The organism is Thiothrix litoralis, assembly GCF_017901135.1.
Classification (GTDB): Bacteria; Pseudomonadota; Gammaproteobacteria; order Thiotrichales; family Thiotrichaceae; genus Thiothrix; species Thiothrix litoralis.
Window position 1 is genome coordinate 1,859,291 of record NZ_CP072801.1, and the last position, 20,168, is coordinate 1,879,458.

The following is a 20,168-nucleotide window of genomic DNA, read 5'->3' on the forward strand; positions in this document are numbered from 1 at the left end:
AGGGGCTAGGGGAGGATTTTCTTCAGGGTTTCTTACGACCGACGCAAATCCAACGTATAACGTATACGGATAATACGCATTCACCGGGAACGATTCGGAGTTACGCCCGCCCGGATGCGATACATGGTAAGTGCAACCACCCACCGAACGCCCGTTCCAGGTATCAATGATGTCGAACACCAGCGGCGCATGAATCCCAATCGTCGGATGCAGTGCGGAAGGCGGCTGCCACGCACGGAAGCGCACCCCAGCCACATACTCACCATGCACCCCGGTCGACTTCATCGGCACACGTCGCCCATTATAGCTTTGTGGAGATGGGAATAACTTACGACTGTTGAAACAAGTTAAGTATGCTGCCACGAGAGAAAGACAACAGCATTTTTGTCAACCCTCTTCAATTTTTATGAAGAAAATGTAAGCATGATCACAGCAGCAGATTTAATTCTTAAGTTAAAATTTGCGCAATTAACGGGCATATTGGAAGAAAATCAATGCACATTTTGGGCTATGCGGAAGACCACATGACATTAATAGATATTGTTTATTTTATGATTAATAGATTCTTGTTTGGTCTGTTACAGGCTTTTCAGTAAGACGGCTAAGTACCACAGTGCTCGATTTGCTCCCTATCAACCCAATATAACCTAATTGATTGGATTCAACTCATGATTATTGAAAAATTAAAAGAAATAATTGACCCAACCCCTGAATTTTCATCAACAACTACGGATATTTTCTTTTGGGTAATCTTGTCTGTTTTCATCGCTGCACTGATATTGAGGCTACGCGGAAAAAAACCGGCTTTTACTGATTACATCCCAACCTTATTATCATCACTGGGTATTTTAGGAACTTTTGCTGGTATTGTCATTGGTCTATTGGCATTTGATCCAACGCCCGAAAAGATGAATGACTCCATTACGAATCTGCTCTGGGGTCTACAAACAGCTTTCTTTACCAGTATTACTGGTGTTTTTTTGTCGATTACCTTTAAGGCATTTGAGAGTTTTTTGCTCAATCAAGAGCAAGCATCAGAAAACAGTGATGGCTTAGCTCAAAGCGACAACTCGATCGAAGGCATTTTAACGGTGCAAAATCAACATTTGGCGCAGATCGTCAAATCCATCGGTGATGAAAATACTGACTCAAGCCTAGTCAACATCTTAAAATTACACCGAAGTGATGCTGCTGATCAACGTAAACAAGTCATCAATGCCTTACAAACGTTGAACGATGCGTAACTGTTCACGGAGCAGCCCCCTTAAGCGGCAATAAGTCCAGTCACCGGATTCAATACTTGCGGAGGGGGAATAGGCAAACGCACCGTCACCGGCTTTTTAGCCAATGCCTGCTGACACGCTTGGCGGATAATTCGGTAAGCGCTGATACCTAGGCGTTTGCAGGTTTCCACGATAGTCAGTATTAACGGGCGGAATTGATCACCTCGGAAAGATTGGCTAAAAAAGCTGGTCTTACGCCAGATGACATAGGGGCGGATAGCCCGTTCGGCAGCATTGTTGGTCAGAGGAACACCGGAATGACGCAAAAATGTCCATAACATCAGGTCATCATCCCGTAAGCGTTGGCACTGGTTGGCGGTTTTAGTCGGCTTATCAGGATGTTGTGCTTGACGTAAGCCGCTACCTGCTACCAATGTCTGGCGGAAGGCTTCGCGGAGTTTATCCATGCGTTGCCGGTACAACCTGTCCGAGTAAGCACCTGCGAGCTTGCGGTTATGCAAGTGGACAATCAGGCGTGCCAGACGCAGCAAACGCTTCCCTAAGATGCCTGCACGCCCGTAACGTTGTGCTATTTTTTTGAACTTACGGATAATGTGCGCCCAGCACAGTTGCCGTCGTTCATTGGGGTGGTGATTATAGCCGCCGTGCTGGTCGGTCACGAGTACGCCATTGAATTTTCCCAGCAATTCGTCCGCTGCACCTTTGCCGCGTGAGTAATGCGTCATGAAGTACACCACCTGTGGCGAACACATCACCCATAACCATTCACGTTCGCGCCCACGGTAGTGACTGGTTTCATCCGCGTTTACCACCGGGCTGCTACGCACTGCATCACCCGCCTGAGCATATAAGGGTGCTAACCAACGGCTGACGGGGGCAGTAGCCTCACTGATCGCACCGCTACTGAAGGATAACTGCCATTGTTCTTCCAGCAGTAACTGGATTTGCCGCGTGGACAGGCGGCACGCCCCGTTCATCAGGGTGATCCAACTGATCAAGCCAGCACCCATCTGCCCGCTGGGGATGTCTTCGGGTAACTCGGCTACCTGACGTTTCCCGCAGCAACTACACGTACCCGCATACAGGCGGTGTTCCGTTACTTGATAAGCAACTTCCGGTAGGTCAAATACCTGATGACGCTGGCTCGGCGTGGTTTCCAGCACCAGATGACCACCACAACGGCAACAGCCTTCGGGATAGTAATGCTGGATAGCATCCAGGCGTGATTCCTCCACCAAGGTGCGTTCATGTTTGCTGTGTCCTGGCTGACCGCCGCGTTTTAACGGGCTTTTCGGTTTGCGCTCGCGTTGGGCGCGTTGTTCGGGCGTGTCACGTGACGGGGGGTTAGAGGAGGTGGCGGAGGAGTCATTCAGGCGTTCTTTCAGTTCTGTCAGTTCCGCTTCCAGTTGTTTTACCCGTGCCTGCAACGCAACCACCAACGTCAGCAGATCACGGTTAAGCTGCTGGGAGGTGGCCAAATCGGTTGGCAACGCAATATCAGTAAAATCGGTGGTGATCGTTAGCTCGTTCATCTTTCAAGCATAGCTCAGACTCTGGCAGTTGCAAGCCCGTGAACAGTTACCATCGCAATTGGTAGAAGGCATCAATGAAAGCGCCGCTAACCTCTCGAATGCCATTATCAAAACAGCAACGGAATTTGATGACAGCTCATCCCGTGTTAATGCATCTCCTTATACACAAGTCCCAAGCTGATGTAAGATAAGCAATTTTCACCTATGAACTGGTCATCTAGCGAACTCACCGATCTTGATTTGGGAGACAAGCGCCTCGAAACACGCGCCGCCCATATTCTCAATGCCATGCTGAAAGCGCCCCAATCCAGCCTCCCCAAGGCTTGCCAGAGTTGGTCAAGTACCTTGGCGACGTACCGTTTCTTCTGGAATGAGGCGGTGAGCCATGATGCTTTGATGGCATCCCACTTTGAAGCGACAGAGTGCCGAATCCGTCAACAAGACTCGAAGATTATCCTGTGCATTCAAGACACCACCGAATTGGACTTCAATGGACAGGAAACCGAGGGCTTGGGGCGGTTATCCTACGATAAGCAACGCGGGATGTACCTGCATCCGACCTTGTGTATCACCCCGGAACGCCTGCCGTTGGGCATCACCGATACGTGGATGTGGTCACGGGGCTTGAGCAAAGCCGCCGACCAAGCGAACCCCAGCATCAAAGAAAGCCGTCGCTGGATCGAAGGGTATGAACGGGTAGCCGAACTGGCGGCACGCTGCCCCGGACACCGGCTCATCTATACGGGCGACCGTGAAAGCGACTTTTACGACTTGCTCAAACGGGCACAAGCCTTGGATTACCCGGCTGACCTGCTGATACGGGCGCAACATAACCGTGCCTTAGGAGATGACCTCAAACTGTGGGATGCCATTGAGCAACAACAGGCGTTGACCCGCATCACCTTTACCAAACCGCGCAAGCAGGGTGAAAAAGCCCGCAAAGTGGTACAGGAAATCAAGGTGTTACGTTATACCCTGCGTCCCAAGAGCAAGCACCCGATGCTATTGACCTTGGTTCAAGCCAAAGAAATCAACCCACCCGCCGGAAAATCGCCCCTCATTTGGCGTTTAGTCACCAACCGTTGTGTAGAGACCGCCGATGCCGCTTGTGAACTCATCGACTGGTATCGGGCGCGTTGGGAAATCGAAATGTTTTTTGATGTCCTGAAAGTTGGCTGTCGCGTCGAAAAACTGCAACTGGACACTAAAGAGCGCATCGAAAAAGCCCTCGCGCTCTACATCATGGTGGCCTGGCGGATTATGTTTCTGATGCGGTTGGGGCGTACCTGCCCAGAACTTCCGGCTGAGCTGGTGTTTGACCCGCTGGAATGGAAAGTATCCTTCCGGCTCGGCAAAAAAGCACTGCCCGATGGCATACCTACCCTCAATCAAGTGATCCGCAATCTGGCAGAACTGGGGGGCTTTCTGGGCAGAAAATGCGATGGCGAACCGGGAGCTAAAAGTATCTGGTTGGGCTACTCAAGGGTGCTGGACTGTATTTATGGGATTCAGATGGCTAGTGAATTGGGGGAAGGACTGATTTGTGTATAAAGAGATGGTGTTAATGGTGCGTTGCAAACAACATCAGATCACCTCACTAGAGAGTCAGAAGTCATCAAAACAACCTTGATTGATTCGGTTACGCAAATTCGTGAGGATTTCTATGGCTTTATTCATCAATTGCAAGGCAGTCAGCAAGCGCAATTACAAACGTTTGAAACAGCCATTGCCCAGATGATGAGTGGCTATAAAGAATCAGAAGATCAGATCAAAAATTTCGCTCAAACAACCATCAGCAGTACAAAGGAATCTGTCTTAAAACAAACTAGAGCAATAGATCAAGCACTGGAACAGGAGCTTAACCGCACCATGACCGAACTGGGTTCAGCACTCACAACGATCACGCGTAAGTTTACCGAAGACTACCAAACTTTGGTTAATGAGATGAATAAAGTTGTTCGTGCACGATAAGGACAATCTGTGATGCAACGGAAAAAAAAATCACATGCAGATGAGTCACAATGGCTATCCGTCTCTGACCTCATGTCAGGTTTGATGATGGTATTTCTGTTTATCTCGATTGCCATGATGCAAATTGTCAATAAGGATAAAGACACAGCCGTTGATGAAAAGAAGCGCATTGAGCAAATCGTCAAAGCCTATCAAGAGAATAAAACAGCTATTTATGATGCACTGCAACAAGAATTCGCACGAGACTTAAAAAAATGGGATGCTGAAATTGATCGTAATAATCTTACCTTCACCTTTAAATCGCCTGACATATTGTTTGCGATAGGCAAAGACCAGTTAACACCCAAATTTAAAGAAGTTTTAGATGATTTCTTCCCACGCTATCTCACGGTGCTTACGGGTGCGGGTGCGGGTGCGGGTGCGGGTGCGGGTGCGGGTGCGGGTGGAACAATAGAACAGGATGGGGTGAAAAGCTTTAAAAGCTCAATCACTGAAATTCGTATCGAGGGTCATACCGATTCGACATGGGGCACAACGGGTTCTACGATGACTGATAAAGATATCTACTACAATAATATGGACTTATCCCAAGGAAGAACGCGATCTGTACTGACGTATATCTACGATATGTCGGGCATTGCCAAACAACGCCCATGGATGAAGGCACACATTGCAGCCGTTGGTTTATCATCATCGCGCCCCGTATTCAAAGAATCAGCGTGCAATAGTCCAGAGGAAAATGAACCCTTGACACAATCGGTTTGCACCGAGGATCTCGAAAAATCGCGACGAGTGTCATTTCGTATTTTGACCAACGCTGAACAGCAAGTGCAGAAAATACTGGCTACCTTCTGATGAAAATTGATACGGCATTTATCGTAAACCTCAAGGCATGTGTGACCCAAATGGGCGCAGCACTTCAGAAGTTAGATCTGACCTCTCAATCGGGCATCAAAGTCAAACTGAGCGATATTAAGAGCAAGAAAGGGTTGCTGAGTTATGATGATCATCAGGTTGTCGTGTTTATTCCCGACCACAGTTATAAGGCATCTCTTTATACACAAATCAGTCCTTCCCCCAATTCACTAGCCATCTGAATCCCATAAATACAGTCCAGCACCCTTGAGTAGCCCAACCAGATACTTTTAGCTCCCGGTTCGCCATCGCATTTTCTGCCCAGAAAGCCCCCCAGTTCTGCCAGATTGCGGATCACTTGATTGAGGGTAGGTATGCCATCGGGCAGTGCTTTTTTGCCGAGCCGGAAGGATACTTTCCATTCCAGCGGGTCAAACACCAGCTCAGCCGGAAGTTCTGGGCAGGTACGCCCCAACCGCATCAGAAACATAATCCGCCAGGCCACCATGATGTAGAGCGCGAGGGCTTTTTCGATGCGCTCTTTAGTGTCCAGTTGCAGTTTTTCGACGCGACAGCCAACTTTCAGGACATCAAAAAACATTTCGATTTCCCAACGCGCCCGATACCAGTCGATGAGTTCACAAGCGGCATCGGCGGTCTCTACACAACGGTTGGTGACTAAACGCCAAATGAGGGGCGATTTTCCGGCGGGTGGGTTGATTTCTTTGGCTTGAACCAAGGTCAATAGCATCGGGTGCTTGCTCTTGGGACGCAGGGTATAACGTAACACCTTGATTTCCTGTACCACTTTGCGGGCTTTTTCACCCTGCTTGCGCGGTTTGGTAAAGGTGATGCGGGTCAACGCCTGTTGTTGCTCAATGGCATCCCACAGTTTGAGGTCATCTCCTAAGGCACGGTTATGTTGCGCCCGTATCAGCAGGTCAGCCGGGTAATCCAAGGCTTGTGCCCGTTTGAGCAAGTCGTAAAAGTCGCTTTCACGGTCGCCCGTATAGATGAGCCGGTGTCCGGGGCAGCGTGCCGCCAGTTCGGCTACCCGTTCATACCCTTCGATCCAGCGACGGCTTTCTTTGATGCTGGGGTTCGCTTGGTCGGCGGCTTTGCTCAAGCCCCGTGACCACATCCACGTATCGGTGATGCCCAACGGCAGGCGTTCCGGGGTGATACACAAGGTCGGATGCAGGTACATCCCGCGTTGCTTATCGTAGGATAACCGCCCCAAGCCCTCGGTTTCCTGTCCATTGAAGTCCAATTCGGTGGTGTCTTGAATGCACAGGATAATCTTCGAGTCTTGTTGACGGATTCGGCACTCTGTCGCTTCAAAGTGGGATGCCATCAAAGCATCATGGCTCACCGCCTCATTCCAGAAGAAACGGTACGTCGCCAAGGTACTTGACCAACTCTGGCAAGCCTTGGGGAGGCTGGATTGGGGCGCTTTCAGCATGGCATTGAGAATATGGGCGGCGCGTGTTTCGAGGCGCTTGTCTCCCAAATCAAGATCGGTGAGTTCGCTAGATGACCAGTTCATAGGTGAAAATTGCTTATCTTACATCAGCTTGGGACTTGTGTATAAGGAGATGAGTTATAAGGGCGTACCAGCCGTTGAAAAGAATCACGCTCAGGGCAATAAGTACCATTTTGCAGAGTGTACGACTTTGGAGGAGATGCGTGCTTCAGGTAAATATGAGCATCGCTATAGCGCTAACAATAACCCGGACGGTCATTTTGAAATTTTCGATAACAAAGGTAATAACGCCAAAAACATTGCTTTAATGCCTTGTCAGAACTGCCTCAAACATATTAACTACCAAGGTTTTGCTGATGCAACATCCAATGAAAAGCGTCGAATATTGGATCATTTCTCAGTCATTGATTTACTCTCGACCTATAGTACTTGGTTTAAAAATATGCCGGGTATTCGACCAAAAACAGCAGGCTATACTGCCGACTGGCAAGATATTTCTCTAGCTTTTCGTCGAAAAAAGAAATTCACCTGCGAATGCTGTGGCGTGAACCTCAATGACCAGCGTCATTTATTACACGCGCATCACATCAATAGTGATAAACGGAACAATTATGAGCATAACCTCAAGGCACTTTGTATTGACTGTCATCGTAAAGAACATTTACATGATCATATGCTGATTACATGTCAAGTCCCGATAGATCATATACTTTCTTTTTGAATAAATCTGGCTTCTTTTTCTGCCATTCCTTGAGTGCTTGAATAGGGGTTTTGTATCCCAGTGCTTTCTGGGGAATGCAGTGGTTGTAGAGCCGTTCATAATGTTTGATCGCGTCAGCCAATTCATTGGATGAGGCGAAACGGGTGGTTTGCAACAAGTCGCTGATACGTCCGTTGAAGCGTTCTACCATGCCGTTGGTTTGGGGGTGGCGTGGCTTGGTGAGGCGGTGTTCAGCCTTGATGCGCTCACAGGCTTTGTCGAATTTATGCTTGCCTGTGGGGTCACGTTCCCCTTTACGGGTAAAGCGGTCGGTGAATTCCTTCCCATTGTCGGTCAGCACGTATTGCACCTTGATGGGGAAGCGCTGCTCTACTTTACCCAAAAAATCCGCTGTACTGGCAGCCGCTTTGTCGGGGTAAATGGCAAGGCACACCATACGACTGGCACGGTCGATGGCGACATACAGGTATTGGTGTTCCTTTTCGTCGGGCATCTTCGGCAAGTATTTGATGTCAATATGGATATAGCCGGGTTCGTAGTCCTTGAACACCTTTTTCGGTGGCGGCTCCTCGCCATACAGTTCCCGCTTCATTACCGCCAGGTTGGCGATCCCATGACGACGCAGGCAGCGGTCTATACCCGAACGGCTGGCGGCGGCATTGATATATTCTTTGGTGATGTGGGTCAGGTCATCCAGCGACAGCAGCAGGGTCTTACGTAGCTCCACCACCAACCATTCCTGTACCTCAGTCAGCGTGGTGTGCAGCGTATCGGGACGGTGCGATTTGTCGGTCATCTCCTCACGGTTCTGCCATTTGCGGATCGTCAGGCGGCTGACATTGTATTGTTTCGCCAGTTCTGCTTGTGTGAGCGGCGATGCCTTGATTTCACTCCGTAATTTCGGGGTTGTCCGTGCTTCGGGATGCAGTTTCATGTACGCTTTGCCTTGTAGCCATGGGTGGATAAGATGCCTTCAAGGATAGCCCGTGCTTTGAATAATGGGTAGCTCCTTGAGGGAATATGATCCCATGGGACATGACAATTACACCTGAGCAAATGCACACAATTAATCAACTCAGAATGCAGCAAGGCTTACTTAAAATTGATTCTTGGCAAAGTGCCTATCGACTAGCGGATGAGGCGTTACATGGGGTACTCAAACGCTATGAGCGCAGGCAACCTCAATCACTACCCCACGTTTACTATCCAGTTACATCAGGTATTATTTTGGATGTCGCATGGCCTAGCCAGAAAGTCGGCGTTTATGTGGATATTTCGGAGCAACAGCGTAAAACATTGCAACAAGCTGGTTGGTCTTTGATGACGATTGGACATGCGCTTAAATTTTAATCAAACCCAAGCAATGTTACCCCCCTGCTTCCTGCAACAGCGCCGCAATCAGCTCCTCCGACAACCACAACCCCGCTGCCTGCAATTGCCGAAAAGCGGGTTCTGCCTTGGGCAGCAATCCGCGCCGCTTCGCCAACACAATCACACCACATGTACCTGTCATGGCAATATTGATGCTACGCGCACAACGGCGAGCAGCGGCATCATCCAGAATGGCACGGTCTGCTGCCAATTCACGGGCATGATGCATAACAGCCGATTCACCAGCCCCCAAATTCCAGCGTTGGATGTCCAGTGCAACGTCTACAGGGGGTAAGCGTTGCAACCAATCCAAGGTAGGAACAATACAGGCAGCGGCATCATCCTTGCCACCATTGACAACTTCTTGCCACACAGCGGTACATACACAGCTTCAAACAACTGCGGCAACAGAACGTGTAATTGGCTACGGCACAAGGTAATCAGCGGTGATGCATTGATGACAACATGTTTAGTAGAGGTCATGCAATTCCTCACACACCTCATCCGCTGTTAATTGAAACGGGGAAACCTTCGCCAACGATAATGCAGTGATGAAATCGGCACGGCTGACTCCAGCGATTTCCGCCGCCTTTTCTTGCGACACACGCCGCACCTCATACCATTTAATAGCAGCAGCAAGACGCATTTCCTGCACAAAACCATCAGGGTCAAGGTGTAAAACGGGCAATACGGAGTCGGGTATTTGAATTGTGATCGCGGTCATGGGCGCGTTCCCTTAATGATTAGGTAGCCCTGACTATAAGCGCAAGCGGGGCAGGCATCAAGCCCACCCCGCACGGTATATTAGGAGAGGTCGCTTACGACCGACGCAAATCCAACGTATACGGATAATCCGCATTCGTCTCTTCCAACGGTGGGCTCATCGGCTGCGGCTTTGCACCGTGCTCATAGAACGCCCGCGTCGCTTCTGACAGAACCTTTGGCTCCAGCACATCCGGCGTATGCTGCTCACGGAAGCGCGAGAAACGCCGTCCTTCAGCTTCATACGCATTCACCGGGAATGATTCGGAGTTACGCCCGCCCGGATGCGACACATGGTAAGTGCAACCACCCACCGAACGCCCATTCCAGGTATCAATGATGTCGAACACCAGCGGCGCATGAATCCCAATGGTCGGGTGCAACGCGGAAGGCGGCTGCCACGCACGGAAGCGCACCCCAGCCACATACTCGCCATGCACGCCGGTCGACTTCATCGGCACACGTCGCCCATTGCAGGACACCACGTAGCGCGAATCGGTCAAACCATTGATCTTCACCTGCACCCGTTCCAGCGACGAATCCACAAACCGCGCGGTTCCCGCACTGCTCATTTCCTCGCCCAGCACATTCCACGGCTCCAGCGCGGCACGCAATTCCAGCCCAATGCCGCAATGTTGCACACGCCCATACACCGGGAAACGGAACTCGTGGAACGGCGCAAGCCATTCCAACTGGAACGGATACCCGGCGGCCTTCAGGTCTTCGCACACATCCTTCATGTCTTCCCACACATAATGCGGCAGCATGAAACGGTCGTGCAACTCAGTGCCCCAACGCACCAAACGATGCGCATACGGCTTGTTCCAGAAACGCACCATCAAGGTACGGATCAGCAACATCTGCACCAGTGACATCCGCGCATGAGGCGGCATTTCAAAGCCACGGAATTCCAACAAACCTTGACGCCCGGTGTAAGAATCCGGCGAATACAGCTTATCAATACAGAATTCAGCGCGGTGCGTATTGCCAGTAATGTCGATCAGCAAATTGCGCAACAAGCGGTCAACCAACCACGGCTGGTCATTATGCCCTTGCGGCATTTGCTGGAAAGCGATTTCCAGCTCATACAAGCTTTCATCCCGCGCCTCATCCACCCGTGGCGCTTGGCTAGTCGCGCCAATGAACATGCCGGAGAACAGGTAGGACAAGCCCGGATGGTGCTGCCAGAACGTCAAGATACTGCGCAAGACATCCGGCTGGCGCAGGAACGGGCTGTCGCTCGGCGTAGCCGCACCCAGCGTGACGTGATTGCCGCCGCCCGTGCCCGTATGCCGTCCATCCAGCATGAACTTTTCCGCCCCCAAGCGTGACAAGCGGGCTTCTTCGTACAGCAATTCGGTGTTCGCCACCAACTCATTCCAGCTACCTGCCGGGTGAATATTCACCTCGATAACACCCGGATCAGGCGTAACCTTGAACGATTTCAAACGCGGATCAGACGGCGGCTCGTAGCCTTCCAGCAAAATCGGCATTTTCAGTTCCGCAGCGGTCTTTTCCAGCACCGACAGCAAATCCAGATAATGCTCAAGGTAGTGCAGCGGCGGCAGGAACACATACAAGCGCCCTTCCCGTGCTTCGATACACAAGGTAGTACGCGGTACTTCGCGCCATTCCTTGACCATTTGCTTGCTGGCATCGGCGTGCTGCAACGTCGGCTCAGGCGGCGCAATCAGGGCGCTGTAACGCCACTCGACTTCCCCGTGGTAATCCTGTAACGGCGGGCGATCTTCAAACGGGCAAGGTTGCGATTCGACTTCGCGCTCGTCTTCGGCTGTCCACGGCAAGCTGTCCAGCGGCAGGCGGAAGCCCATCGGTGAATTGCCGGGAATCAGGTACATTTCTTCGCGACGGAATTCCCATTTGGCACTCGCCCAGCTCTTGTCGGCATCATCCCAACGCAGCGGCAGCGCGAAACCCGATGGTGTATCCAAACCTTGCTGCAAGGCCATGACCAAATCATTACGGTGCTTGCTATCCCGCAGGTTCAGGGTCAACCAATCCACATTCGCAGGCTGGCTGGCTTCTTTCCACAGGTAGTACAAACGGTCTTCGTAACCCGGCACCAAATACTTATTGTCCAGCCCCAGATTGCTGCAAACAACATCCGCAAAGCGCTTGGCAGCTTTGTCATCAAAACCATAATCCTTCTGGTCATCGGCAATCAGGCTTTGGTCGTTCCACACCGGCAAACCATCGGGTCGCCAGTAGCAACCCAGCGCCCAACGCGGGAACGGTTCGCCCGGATACCACTTGCCCTGCCCGAATTGCAGCGCACTGCCCGGCGCAAATGCCTTTTGCATCCGCCGCAGTAAGACACCGGCACGCTCGCGCTTGTGCTCGCCCAACGCGCCGGTATTCCACTCCACGCCATCCATATCGTCGATGGACACGAACGTCGGCTCGCCGCCCATAGTCAGACGTACATCGCTGGATACCAAATCCGCTTCGACCTGATTACCCAATGCCAGCACATCTGCCCATTGCTCGTCGGAATACGGCTTGGTGACACGCGGATCTTCGAGGATACGGCGCACGGTATTGCTGTAATCGAACTCAACTTCACATTTGTCAGTAGCACCATCAATCGGTGCAGCACTGCCCGGCGACGGCGTACACGCCAACGGGATATGCCCTTCGCCTGCAAACAAACCGGAAGTCGGGTCAAGCCCTACCCAGCCAGCGCCCGGCAGATAAACTTCTGTCCACGCGTGCAAGTCGGTGAAATCGGCTTCAGGACCACTCGGACCATCCAGCGCTTTCTGGTCAGCCGTCAATTGCACCAAATAACCAGACACAAACCGCGCCGCCAGACCCAGATGCCGCAGGATTTGCACCAGCAACCACGCCGTATCACGGCAAGAACCGCGCTTGATTTCCAGCGTTTCCTCACAGGTCTGGACACCCGGTTCCATGCGAATATTGTAGCCGATGTGCTGCTGCAAGCGGCTATTAAGCGCGACGAGGAACAACACGGTGTTCGGCTGCTTCAGGTCAACGCCTTTCAGCCATTCCTTCAGCAACGCACCGTCTTCGGTCACTTCCAGATACGGAACCAGCTCTTTTTGCAAGGCCTTGTCGTACTTGAACGGGTACTTCATGGCGTAGTCTTCCACGAAGAAGTCGAAGGGGTCGATCGTGACCATATCGGCCACCACATCGACTTCCACGCTGAACTCCATGGTTTTTTCCGGGAACACCAAGCGTGCCAGCCAGTTGCCGAACGGGTCTTGCTGCCAGTTAATGTAATGATTTTCCGGCGTGATCTTCAGAGAATACGCCAGAATCGGGGTGCGCGAATGGGCTGCCGGGCGCAAACGCACCACATGTGGCGACAGCTTTACCGGACGATCAAATTTATAGCCAGTGTAATGGTTTAAAGCGACGTGAATACTCATGTAAAGCCCTTATCCTTGTACTTGTAATTGCTGTTGTTCATCCCGATCAGGATAGAACCATGTGGTGGCAATGTCTGCATGTAACATACCCAGCTCACTTTGCAAGTGATCCATCAAGGTATGTACCTGCCCTTCTGGTAGCAGACTGGGAATATCCTGTTCCTCTAGGTACTCAATCAGGCGTTGCTGCATAACCAGCGGCATTTCAGGCTCAGGCAATTGGTTGAGATAATGCCCGGTCGCCTTGATGGTGTAATACAGGGAACGCGGAAAGTCCCCGTCCATCATCAGGAAAGGCAACACATCGCTACCCTTGACCCGTGAACGCACCCGTTGCTGATACATCTGCCGCGCACTCAGGGCTTGCAGCAGGTTAGTCCAGAGGATGCCTTCGTATTTGCGCAAGTTGTTGCTGCGGCTTTTCGATAGCAGCAAAGAACCCATTTCTAGAATACGGCTGGTCATGTCCGCCCGTTCCAAATACTTGCCCACCTGCATGAAGCGGTAAGTATTGTCGCGGCTCATGTGACCGTCGATGATCCCCCGGATAGTCTGGCACTGCTTGAGCAAAGTGCGCAGCAGGTTTTGCCGGGAATGGCGGCTGCTAATGGAAGACAGCGAATTATTCATAATAATGTGGGTCTGGTTAACCTGTTCCCACGTTGCATCCGGCAATAAATCCAGTGAAGTACGCACATTTTCACGCACACTCAGGAACAAACTGGCCAAAGAGCCGGGGTTCCTCTTATCAGCGATCAGGAAGCGCATGATATTTTCTTCGCTAGCCTCCTTGCCGTAGTGCTCACGGAACAACTCATCTGCGTTGAACAGCTTGATCAACGTATACCAGTTAATTTCCATATCACCCGGCAAATCCATCAAGAGCGAGGTGTGAACATTCAACAGGCGGGCAACATTTTCAGTCCGTTCCAGATAGCGAGACATCCAGTAAACCCTTTCCGCAACACGTGATAGCATCATACCTCATCCTCCTGCCCGTCAGTCTCTGGGGTCTTTTCATCATCCACAATCCACGTATCCTTGCTCCCCCCACCTTGTGAAGAGTTCACCACCAGTGAGCCTTTCACTAGGGCTACACGGGTAAGGCCACCGGGTGTCACGTAAATATCCGAACCGCTCAGAATAAACGGACGCAAATCCAGATGACGTGGCTCAATCGCCCCATCCTCCGTACACGTCGGCGTCACCGACAGATTCAAGGTCGGCTGGGCAATGTAGTTATTGGGGTTTTCCTGAATCAGTTTACGGAATTCTTCCACTTGTGCAGCCGTAGAATGCGGGCCAACCAGCATCCCGTAACCACCAGACTCATTCGCTGGCTTCACTACTAATTCCGCCAGATGTTCCAGCACGTATTCGCGCTCTTCCGGGCGACGACACACCCAAGTCGGCACATTCGGCAAGGAAGGTTCTTCATTGAGGTAATAACGGATCAAGTCAGGCACATAAGCGTAAATGACTTTATCATCCGCCACCCCACAGCCGGGGGCATTGGCAATGGCGACTTTGCCCGCTTTCCAGGAGCGCATAATTCCAGGAACACCGAGGATGGAATCTTCTCGGAATACTTCAGGGTCAATGAACTCGTCGTCGATACGGCGGTAAATCACATCTACCCGCTCCAAGCCCTGAATGGTTTTCATGTAGACGTAATCGTCTTTGCCTACCATCAAGTCGGCACCTTCAAGCAATACTAACCCGGCTTGTTGCGCTAAGAATGCGTGCTCAAAGTAAGCTGAGTTGTAAATACCCGGCGTCATCAGCGCGATGGTTGGGCGCTCCAATTCAGGGCGCAACGAGGCCAGCATTTCATACAAGTGGGAAGGGTAATCGCGCACCGGGCGAATCGGTAATTTGTTGAATATTTCCGGCAGCACCCTTTTGGTGATATTCCGGTTTTCCAGCATGTAAGCCACACCAGAAGGTACGCGCAGATTGTCTTCCAGCACATACATCACGCCATCGCTATGCCGTACCAGATCGGAACCGCAAATATTCGCCCAGACACCGTGAGGGGGCGTAATACCGACACACGCTTCACGATAACCTTTCGACTGCATCACAACGTCTGCGGGAATTACGCCATCCTTAATGGCCTTACCGCCGTTATACACGTCTTGAATGAACATATTCAGTGCACGGATACGCTGCTTAAGCCCCATTTCGGTGCGATCCCATTCATTGCCGGGAATCACACGCGGAATCACATCAAACGGCCAAGCGCGGTCAATATTGCCCGCGTCGCTATAAACCGTGAAGCTAATACCCATTTCGCGGATAACAGCTTCGGACTCATCCACACAACGCTTAAATCCGGTAGCAGAGAAATTACGCAGATATTCAACAAGCTTGTAACTGGATTGGCGCGGCTGATGCTTGGCTGCAATCAGCTCATCGTAGAAGGGTTGGGGGTCGTAGGCATTCCATTTTTCTTTCATATATTGTCCATGAGGTAATGGCTTAGAATAAATTAACCCATTCAACAGGTTACTTACTAAGTTGTAGCCTGCAAGATATATGCCTATTGCATGAGAAAACGTTCGATTATTTTTATTAGGTGAGCATATTATAACAGAAAAAATCGAATAACGGGGGAAAGCCCTCTCCAGCGCCGGAGAGAGCCTCGCCGAAATGGCTTATTCGACCACAGAAACCTTGTTCATCATGATTGGCTGCACAGGCACATCGCCATGTGGGCCAACGTTGCCTGTTTTCACTTTAACAATGTCGTCAACCACATCCATACCTTCAACCACTTTACCGAAAACGGCATAGCCCCAGCCTTGTGGTGTTTCGGAACGGAAGTTCAGGAAATCGTTATTGCTAACATTGATAAAGAACTGTGAAGAAGCCGAATGCGGGTCATTAGTACGTGCCATGGCTAACGTACCACGGTCGTTTTTCAAACCGTTGTTGGCTTCGTTTTTCACAGGTGGGCGCTTGTCCGCTTTTTCTTGCATGGTTTCCAGCATACCGCCGCCTTGCACCATGAAGCCGGGAATGACGCGGTGGAAAATAGTGCCGTTGTAAAAACCTTCGTTGACATAAGCCAGAATGTTTTCAACCGTTTTGGGTGCGGCTTTCGCATCCAATTCGATTTTGATATTGCCTTTGGTGGTCTCGATCAGAATAGTGGACATTTTATCTCCAGATGTAGCTTGATCAGCGGGCTTCTCGGCAGCATTCTCATCGGCTGCAAAACCGACAGAAGCTGTAAGCGCCAGCATCATTGCAAAAAAAATGGTAAAAAGATGTTTCATCGTATGGTTGCCCTGTATTTGTTAGTGTTCAGACGGTGCGCATAATACCGCGCACCCTCTGTTTTTCCAAATAAACAATTACGGTAATTCAACCTTGAGCGCTGGCTGCCAACCTGCTTTACGGTGTTCGACGATAACAGTGGTGTAGACCCCGCCGCGCACATTCCACACCCCAGTCAGGCGCATAAAACGCGGGTCGGTTGCTGCCACCAGATCTTCCAAAATCTTGTTGGTCACGGCTTCGTGGAAAGCCCCCTCTTCGCGGTAGCTCCACATATAAAGCTTGAGGGATTTCAACTCCACACACTTCTCATCCGCCACGTATTCAATTTTGAACTGGGCGAAATCCGGCTGCCCGGTTTTAGGGCAGATGCAGGTGAATTCCGGCAAGTCGATGCGGATGGTGTAATCACGCTGCGGATTAGGGTTTGGGAAGGTTTCAAGTTCCTTGCTGGGGCGTGTGGACATGGTTGCTCCTGTATTACCCAATAAACAGTTGGGCGGATGTTAAAAAAACGTAGGTTTATACTACGACATACCGTTTGTCCAGAATCCTTTTTGTCGCCTCGCACTGGCATCCTATCAAGAGGCTGTTACAATAGCCCCGCCTTGCAGGTAGCAGCGGCTTCATCAACCGGAGACAGGCAATGTTACGATTTTTCGGCTTTGCAGATGGCAGGCTGCTCGAACACAAACTGAGTGCTGACCTGCTGGACTACGCCACTTCCCATACCGGCTGGATTGACGCTCAGGATACGTCTGACGAAGAGCGCGACCGCCTCGAAATCTTGCTGCATACCGAATTGCCAGAATCGGATGATGTCGAGGAAATCGAATCTTCTGCCCGCTATTTCATTGATAGCAGCGGCATCCACGTGCATTCCCTGTTTGTGACCCAAAGCGAAGGGCGCATGGATACCACCACCGTAGCCTTCATTCTCCAACCAGATCGACTCATTACCGTGCGCGAACAGGAACTGGCAGATTTCCGCTTATTGAGAATGCGGGCGCGGCGTGGGCAAGTCGAAGTACGCAGCCCCCGGCATTTGCTGCTGACCATGTTTGAGCAAAAAGTCGAAAACCTTGCGGATACCATCGAAGACTTACACCATGAGCTAGAAATCACCAGTCACAAAGTTCTCGAAGAAACCGATACCGATCTGGAAAGCGCCATCGACGACCTTGCCGCACTGGAAGACAGCAACGGTAAAGTGCGTCTGTGCTTGATGGATACCCAGCGCTCCATCTCCTTCCTGCAACGCCACCTGCGCGATACTCAGGCAGCTCAGGAAATTATCCCGGAAATCATCCGCGACATTGAAACCCTGATGTCACACACCACCTTCCTGTTCGACAAAATCAACTTCTTGATGGGCACTACCCAAGGCTTCATCAATATCGAGCAAAACAAAATTATCAAAATGTTTTCGATTGCTGCCGTGGTATTCCTGCCGCCGACATTGGTGGCCAGTTTGTACGGAATGAACTTCCGGGTGATGCCGGAGCTGGATTGGGTCTTTGGCTACCCGATGGCGATTGGTTTAATGATTTTGGCGGGAGTCATGCCCTACTGGTATTTCAAACGTAAGGGCTGGATCTAGGGGACAGAAGGCGAAGAGGGCGCACACGGAGGGCGCCCCTACGGTTCTTATTTGCCGACTCGCTCGCGCACGGCTTGCGCCAGCAGGTGCACGGTCATCGCATAATAGTTGCTGTGATTGTAACGGGTAATCACGTAGAAGTTTTTGTAACCCACCCACGGCTCTTTATAGCCATTCGGCACCGTGCTTAACGCCAGCAAATGCACCGGGCCTGAGGAACCTTTGCCATACTTGGGTGCAACCCCCATGCGACTCAGGTCAGACATGGAATATTTGACTTTGAAACCATCCGGCACATTGGCGTAGGTATTGGAGCTGACCTGTGCAGGTACGGCAACTTCCCCACCCTGTTGCCAGCCGTGTTTGGCGAAGTAATTGGCAACGCTACCAATCGCATCGTGTGGATTCCACAGATCCCGCACGCCATCACCATCGAAGTCGACCGCATAACCGTGGAAACTGCTAGGCATGAACTGACCATACCCCATTGCACCCGCGAAAGAACCTTTGGGCGACAGCGGATCCATACGCTCGCTACGGGTCATGAGCATGTAGTTTTTCAACTCATCAAAAAAGAACTTGCTACGGCGCTGGTTAACAATCGCCGACGTGGTAAGCGCATCAATAACCCGATGCTTGCCGAGGATACGCCCCCAACGGGTTTCCACGCCCATGATACCAATGATGTATTCTGCCGGAACCCCGTATTGCTGTTGCGCCCGCTGCAAATAAGGTGCATTTTGCTGCCAGAATGCTACACCACGTTGCACATTCGCAGCCGTCACGAAACGGTCACGGTAAGCATTCCAGCCTTTTGGGCTACCGGGGTCAGAACTGGTACTCGCCCACAACCGGGCTACATCATCACGGTTACGTACCTGAGAAAATACACCGTACAGGTAGTTACGATCAAACCCTTGGGTACGCACCATATTGTCGATGAACCCCAGCAAACTCGAATTACCGGCAAAATCACCACTCAACGCCCCTGCTGAATAATGACCAACCCCTTTACCCCCATAGCTAACAACCTGTGCCTGATCAGCCTTAGGCTTAGGCTGTACCACCGGTTTCTGAACCACTTGCTGGGAACTGGAACTGTTGTCCGCTGTTTCCGGTTTTTCTGGCGTCGAGCTACACGCCCCCAAACTCAACGCCAATAATGCCACCGCGCCCCGGGCAAAAGAATTCCTTGGCAAATACATGAAAGCCTCCAACATAGACTAAAATTATTTTAACTAATAAACAGACTAATAGTCTAGCACGCCAATAACAGCTTAAAAAGGTCTCATATTACCGATGTCATCCAAAGGAATCATGTTGCTAGACTCCTCTGCAAAGGGCGGAACCTGATTAGCAATCGCGTCGCTAACCGTTACCGGGTCTGGCATACTGATGGATGGAAACTGCCAACCGCCCGGCATACGCCCCATATCGTAGGGCGCATTGATCATTTTATCAAAAGCATCGCCGGTAAAATCGGTATAAAAATCAGGCCAGATATAACGGGTATCCCCCCACGGCTTGACTACCTTTTTCTGCGGGACAGGCGGACGCATCGGGTAAGCAGGCATCATCCGTTGCTGCTGCATCATGTAAGGGTTATAGGCTTGCTGTTGCTGTGCGTAAGGCTGTTGCGCATAAGGGTAGTAACCCTGCGTATACCCCGGATAAGCGTAGTTCTGGTAAGGGCTATACGTGTTCTGGTAAGTATTGGGGTAATAGGCAGTAGCTGGCGCTTGCTGCATATAGGCCTGATTCGGGAAGCGCGGCCCCGGTTGCGCTACCCCCGGATACTGAACCTGATTACTGTTCATCGCCTGAGGTGGAAAAGTCAAAGTTTGTGGTGCTGCTGGATCTTGCGCTTGCACATGGCCTACTGCCAAGAGTGTTGCCGCCAGCATTATACGTTGTGGTGTTTTCATGAGATC

Annotated in this window: 20 protein-coding genes and 1 pseudogene; 8 read left to right on the forward strand and 13 right to left on the reverse strand. The window is 51.0% G+C overall.

Annotated elements, in window-relative coordinates; all coding sequences use genetic code 11:
* Positions 1–72: 72 nt before the first annotated feature.
* A pseudogene (locus J9253_RS21305) lies at positions 73–303 on the reverse strand (transglutaminase family protein); the annotation flags it as partial.
* A 365-nt stretch (positions 304–668) separates the two neighbouring features.
* On the opposite strand from J9253_RS21305, the gene J9253_RS08970 reads away from it, so the two are divergent.
* A complete protein-coding gene (locus tag J9253_RS08970) occupies positions 669–1,244 on the forward strand; it encodes a hypothetical protein (protein ID WP_210224254.1) in 576 nt (191 codons plus the stop codon).
* A 20-nt stretch (positions 1,245–1,264) separates the two neighbouring features.
* Here the strand turns inward: J9253_RS08970 and tnpC are convergent, their stop codons facing one another.
* Positions 1,265–2,776 (reverse strand): IS66 family transposase, encoded by a 1,512-nt coding sequence (gene tnpC / locus J9253_RS08975; RefSeq protein WP_210224255.1) that lies wholly within the window; start codon positions 2,774–2,776, stop codon positions 1,265–1,267.
* Between the two features lie 204 nt (positions 2,777–2,980).
* Between tnpC and J9253_RS08980 the strand changes: the two genes are divergently transcribed.
* The 4 genes from J9253_RS08980 to J9253_RS08995 are packed head-to-tail and all read left to right on the forward strand — an operon-like array spanning position 2,981 to position 5,844.
* Positions 2,981–4,327: an IS4 family transposase gene (locus J9253_RS08980; RefSeq protein WP_210221796.1), complete on the forward strand. Its 1,347-nt coding sequence runs from the start codon at positions 2,981–2,983 to the stop codon at positions 4,325–4,327.
* Positions 4,328–4,348: 21 nt separating this feature from the next.
* On the forward strand, positions 4,349–4,747 hold the full coding sequence (locus J9253_RS08985; RefSeq protein ID WP_210224256.1) for a hypothetical protein: 399 nt from the start codon (positions 4,349–4,351) through the stop codon (positions 4,745–4,747).
* 12 nt (positions 4,748–4,759) lie between these two features.
* Positions 4,760–5,602, forward strand: coding sequence for an OmpA/MotB family protein (locus J9253_RS08990; protein ID WP_210224257.1), 843 nt, complete (start codon positions 4,760–4,762; stop codon positions 5,600–5,602).
* Positions 5,602–5,844: a hypothetical protein gene (locus J9253_RS08995; protein WP_210224258.1), complete on the forward strand. Its 243-nt coding sequence runs from the start codon at positions 5,602–5,604 to the stop codon at positions 5,842–5,844. Before J9253_RS08990 ends, J9253_RS08995 begins: the two co-directional genes overlap by 1 nt.
* Here J9253_RS08995 and J9253_RS09000 read toward each other — a convergent pair.
* Complete coding sequence (locus tag J9253_RS09000) at positions 5,802–7,148, reverse strand: IS4 family transposase (RefSeq protein ID WP_210221796.1); 1,347 nt, start codon at positions 7,146–7,148, stop codon at positions 5,802–5,804. The genes J9253_RS08995 and J9253_RS09000 overlap by 43 nt on opposite strands.
* 49 nt (positions 7,149–7,197) lie before the next feature.
* On the opposite strand from J9253_RS09000, the gene J9253_RS09005 reads away from it, so the two are divergent.
* Positions 7,198–7,806, forward strand: coding sequence for an HNH endonuclease signature motif containing protein (locus J9253_RS09005; protein ID WP_210224259.1), 609 nt, complete (start codon positions 7,198–7,200; stop codon positions 7,804–7,806).
* Here J9253_RS09005 and J9253_RS09010 read toward each other — a convergent pair.
* Positions 7,766–8,740, reverse strand: a complete 975-nt coding sequence (locus J9253_RS09010) for an IS481 family transposase (RefSeq protein WP_210224260.1) — start codon at positions 8,738–8,740, stop codon at positions 7,766–7,768. The genes J9253_RS09005 and J9253_RS09010 overlap by 41 nt on opposite strands.
* Before the next feature lie 101 nt (positions 8,741–8,841).
* Between J9253_RS09010 and J9253_RS09015 the strand changes: the two genes are divergently transcribed.
* On the forward strand, positions 8,842–9,156 hold the full coding sequence (locus J9253_RS09015) for a hypothetical protein (RefSeq protein WP_210224261.1): 315 nt from the start codon (positions 8,842–8,844) through the stop codon (positions 9,154–9,156).
* A gap of 16 nt (positions 9,157–9,172) precedes the next feature.
* On the opposite strand, the gene J9253_RS09020 is transcribed toward J9253_RS09015, so the two are convergent.
* From J9253_RS09020 to queF, 7 genes are all read right to left on the reverse strand, one after another.
* Complete coding sequence (locus tag J9253_RS09020; RefSeq protein WP_210224262.1) at positions 9,173–9,550, reverse strand: DUF3368 domain-containing protein; 378 nt, start codon at positions 9,548–9,550, stop codon at positions 9,173–9,175.
* 96 nt (positions 9,551–9,646) lie between these two features.
* Positions 9,647–9,901, reverse strand: a complete 255-nt coding sequence (locus J9253_RS09025) for a UPF0175 family protein (RefSeq protein ID WP_210224263.1) — start codon at positions 9,899–9,901, stop codon at positions 9,647–9,649.
* A gap of 94 nt (positions 9,902–9,995) precedes the next feature.
* The gene (locus J9253_RS09030; protein WP_210224264.1) at positions 9,996–13,355 is read right to left on the reverse strand and encodes a transglutaminase family protein; all 3,360 of its coding nucleotides are present in this window, start codon (positions 13,353–13,355) and stop codon (positions 9,996–9,998) included.
* Positions 13,356–13,364: 9 nt separating this feature from the next.
* Positions 13,365–14,336, reverse strand: a complete 972-nt coding sequence (locus J9253_RS09035; RefSeq protein WP_210224265.1) for an alpha-E domain-containing protein — start codon at positions 14,334–14,336, stop codon at positions 13,365–13,367.
* Positions 14,333–15,814: a circularly permuted type 2 ATP-grasp protein gene (locus J9253_RS09040; RefSeq protein WP_210224266.1), complete on the reverse strand. Its 1,482-nt coding sequence runs from the start codon at positions 15,812–15,814 to the stop codon at positions 14,333–14,335. Before J9253_RS09040 ends, J9253_RS09035 begins: the two co-directional genes overlap by 4 nt.
* A gap of 198 nt (positions 15,815–16,012) precedes the next feature.
* Positions 16,013–16,516: a peptidylprolyl isomerase gene (locus tag J9253_RS09045; RefSeq protein ID WP_228291576.1), complete on the reverse strand. Its 504-nt coding sequence runs from the start codon at positions 16,514–16,516 to the stop codon at positions 16,013–16,015.
* 198 nt (positions 16,517–16,714) lie between these two features.
* Positions 16,715–17,104 (reverse strand): preQ(1) synthase, encoded by a 390-nt coding sequence (gene queF, locus J9253_RS09050; protein ID WP_210224268.1) that lies wholly within the window; start codon positions 17,102–17,104, stop codon positions 16,715–16,717.
* Between the two features lie 179 nt (positions 17,105–17,283).
* Here queF and corA point away from each other — a divergent pair, with 179 nt between their 5' ends.
* Positions 17,284–18,237 (forward strand): magnesium/cobalt transporter CorA, encoded by a 954-nt coding sequence (gene corA / locus J9253_RS09055; protein ID WP_210224269.1) that lies wholly within the window; start codon positions 17,284–17,286, stop codon positions 18,235–18,237.
* A gap of 47 nt (positions 18,238–18,284) precedes the next feature.
* Here the strand turns inward: corA and mltB are convergent, their stop codons facing one another.
* Both mltB and J9253_RS09065 read right to left on the reverse strand, forming a co-directional pair.
* Positions 18,285–19,442, reverse strand: a complete 1,158-nt coding sequence (gene mltB, locus J9253_RS09060) for a lytic murein transglycosylase B (RefSeq protein WP_210224270.1) — start codon at positions 19,440–19,442, stop codon at positions 18,285–18,287.
* 72 nt (positions 19,443–19,514) lie between these two features.
* On the reverse strand, positions 19,515–20,162 hold the full coding sequence (locus J9253_RS09065; RefSeq protein ID WP_210224271.1) for a hypothetical protein: 648 nt from the start codon (positions 20,160–20,162) through the stop codon (positions 19,515–19,517).
* Positions 20,163–20,168: the final 6 nt, after the last annotated feature.

Excerpts from the sequence above, each read along its gene's own strand:
- J9253_RS08970 (WP_210224254.1), top strand. The coding sequence starts at position 669 with ATGATTATTGAAAAATTAAAAGAAATAATTGACCCAACCCCTGAATTT.
- tnpC (WP_210224255.1), bottom strand. The coding sequence starts at position 2,776 with ATGAACGAGCTAACGATCACCACCGATTTTACTGATATTGCGTTGCCA.
- J9253_RS08980 (WP_210221796.1), top strand. The coding sequence starts at position 2,981 with ATGAACTGGTCATCTAGCGAACTCACCGATCTTGATTTGGGAGACAAG.
- J9253_RS08990 (WP_210224257.1), top strand. The coding sequence starts at position 4,760 with ATGCAACGGAAAAAAAAATCACATGCAGATGAGTCACAATGGCTATCC.
- J9253_RS08995 (WP_210224258.1), top strand. The coding sequence starts at position 5,602 with ATGAAAATTGATACGGCATTTATCGTAAACCTCAAGGCATGTGTGACC.
- J9253_RS09000 (WP_210221796.1), bottom strand. The coding sequence starts at position 7,148 with ATGAACTGGTCATCTAGCGAACTCACCGATCTTGATTTGGGAGACAAG.
- J9253_RS09005 (WP_210224259.1), top strand. The coding sequence starts at position 7,198 with ATGAGTTATAAGGGCGTACCAGCCGTTGAAAAGAATCACGCTCAGGGC.
- J9253_RS09010 (WP_210224260.1), bottom strand. The coding sequence starts at position 8,740 with ATGAAACTGCATCCCGAAGCACGGACAACCCCGAAATTACGGAGTGAA.
- J9253_RS09015 (WP_210224261.1), top strand. The coding sequence starts at position 8,842 with ATGACAATTACACCTGAGCAAATGCACACAATTAATCAACTCAGAATG.
- J9253_RS09025 (WP_210224263.1), bottom strand. The coding sequence starts at position 9,901 with ATGACCGCGATCACAATTCAAATACCCGACTCCGTATTGCCCGTTTTA.
- J9253_RS09030 (WP_210224264.1), bottom strand. The coding sequence starts at position 13,355 with ATGAGTATTCACGTCGCTTTAAACCATTACACTGGCTATAAATTTGAT.
- J9253_RS09035 (WP_210224265.1), bottom strand. The coding sequence starts at position 14,336 with ATGATGCTATCACGTGTTGCGGAAAGGGTTTACTGGATGTCTCGCTAT.
- J9253_RS09040 (WP_210224266.1), bottom strand. The coding sequence starts at position 15,814 with ATGAAAGAAAAATGGAATGCCTACGACCCCCAACCCTTCTACGATGAG.
- J9253_RS09045 (WP_228291576.1), bottom strand. The coding sequence starts at position 16,516 with ATGTCCACTATTCTGATCGAGACCACCAAAGGCAATATCAAAATCGAA.
- queF (WP_210224268.1), bottom strand. The coding sequence starts at position 17,104 with ATGTCCACACGCCCCAGCAAGGAACTTGAAACCTTCCCAAACCCTAAT.
- corA (WP_210224269.1), top strand. The coding sequence starts at position 17,284 with ATGTTACGATTTTTCGGCTTTGCAGATGGCAGGCTGCTCGAACACAAA.
- mltB (WP_210224270.1), bottom strand. The coding sequence starts at position 19,442 with ATGTATTTGCCAAGGAATTCTTTTGCCCGGGGCGCGGTGGCATTATTG.
- J9253_RS09065 (WP_210224271.1), bottom strand. The coding sequence starts at position 20,162 with ATGAAAACACCACAACGTATAATGCTGGCGGCAACACTCTTGGCAGTA.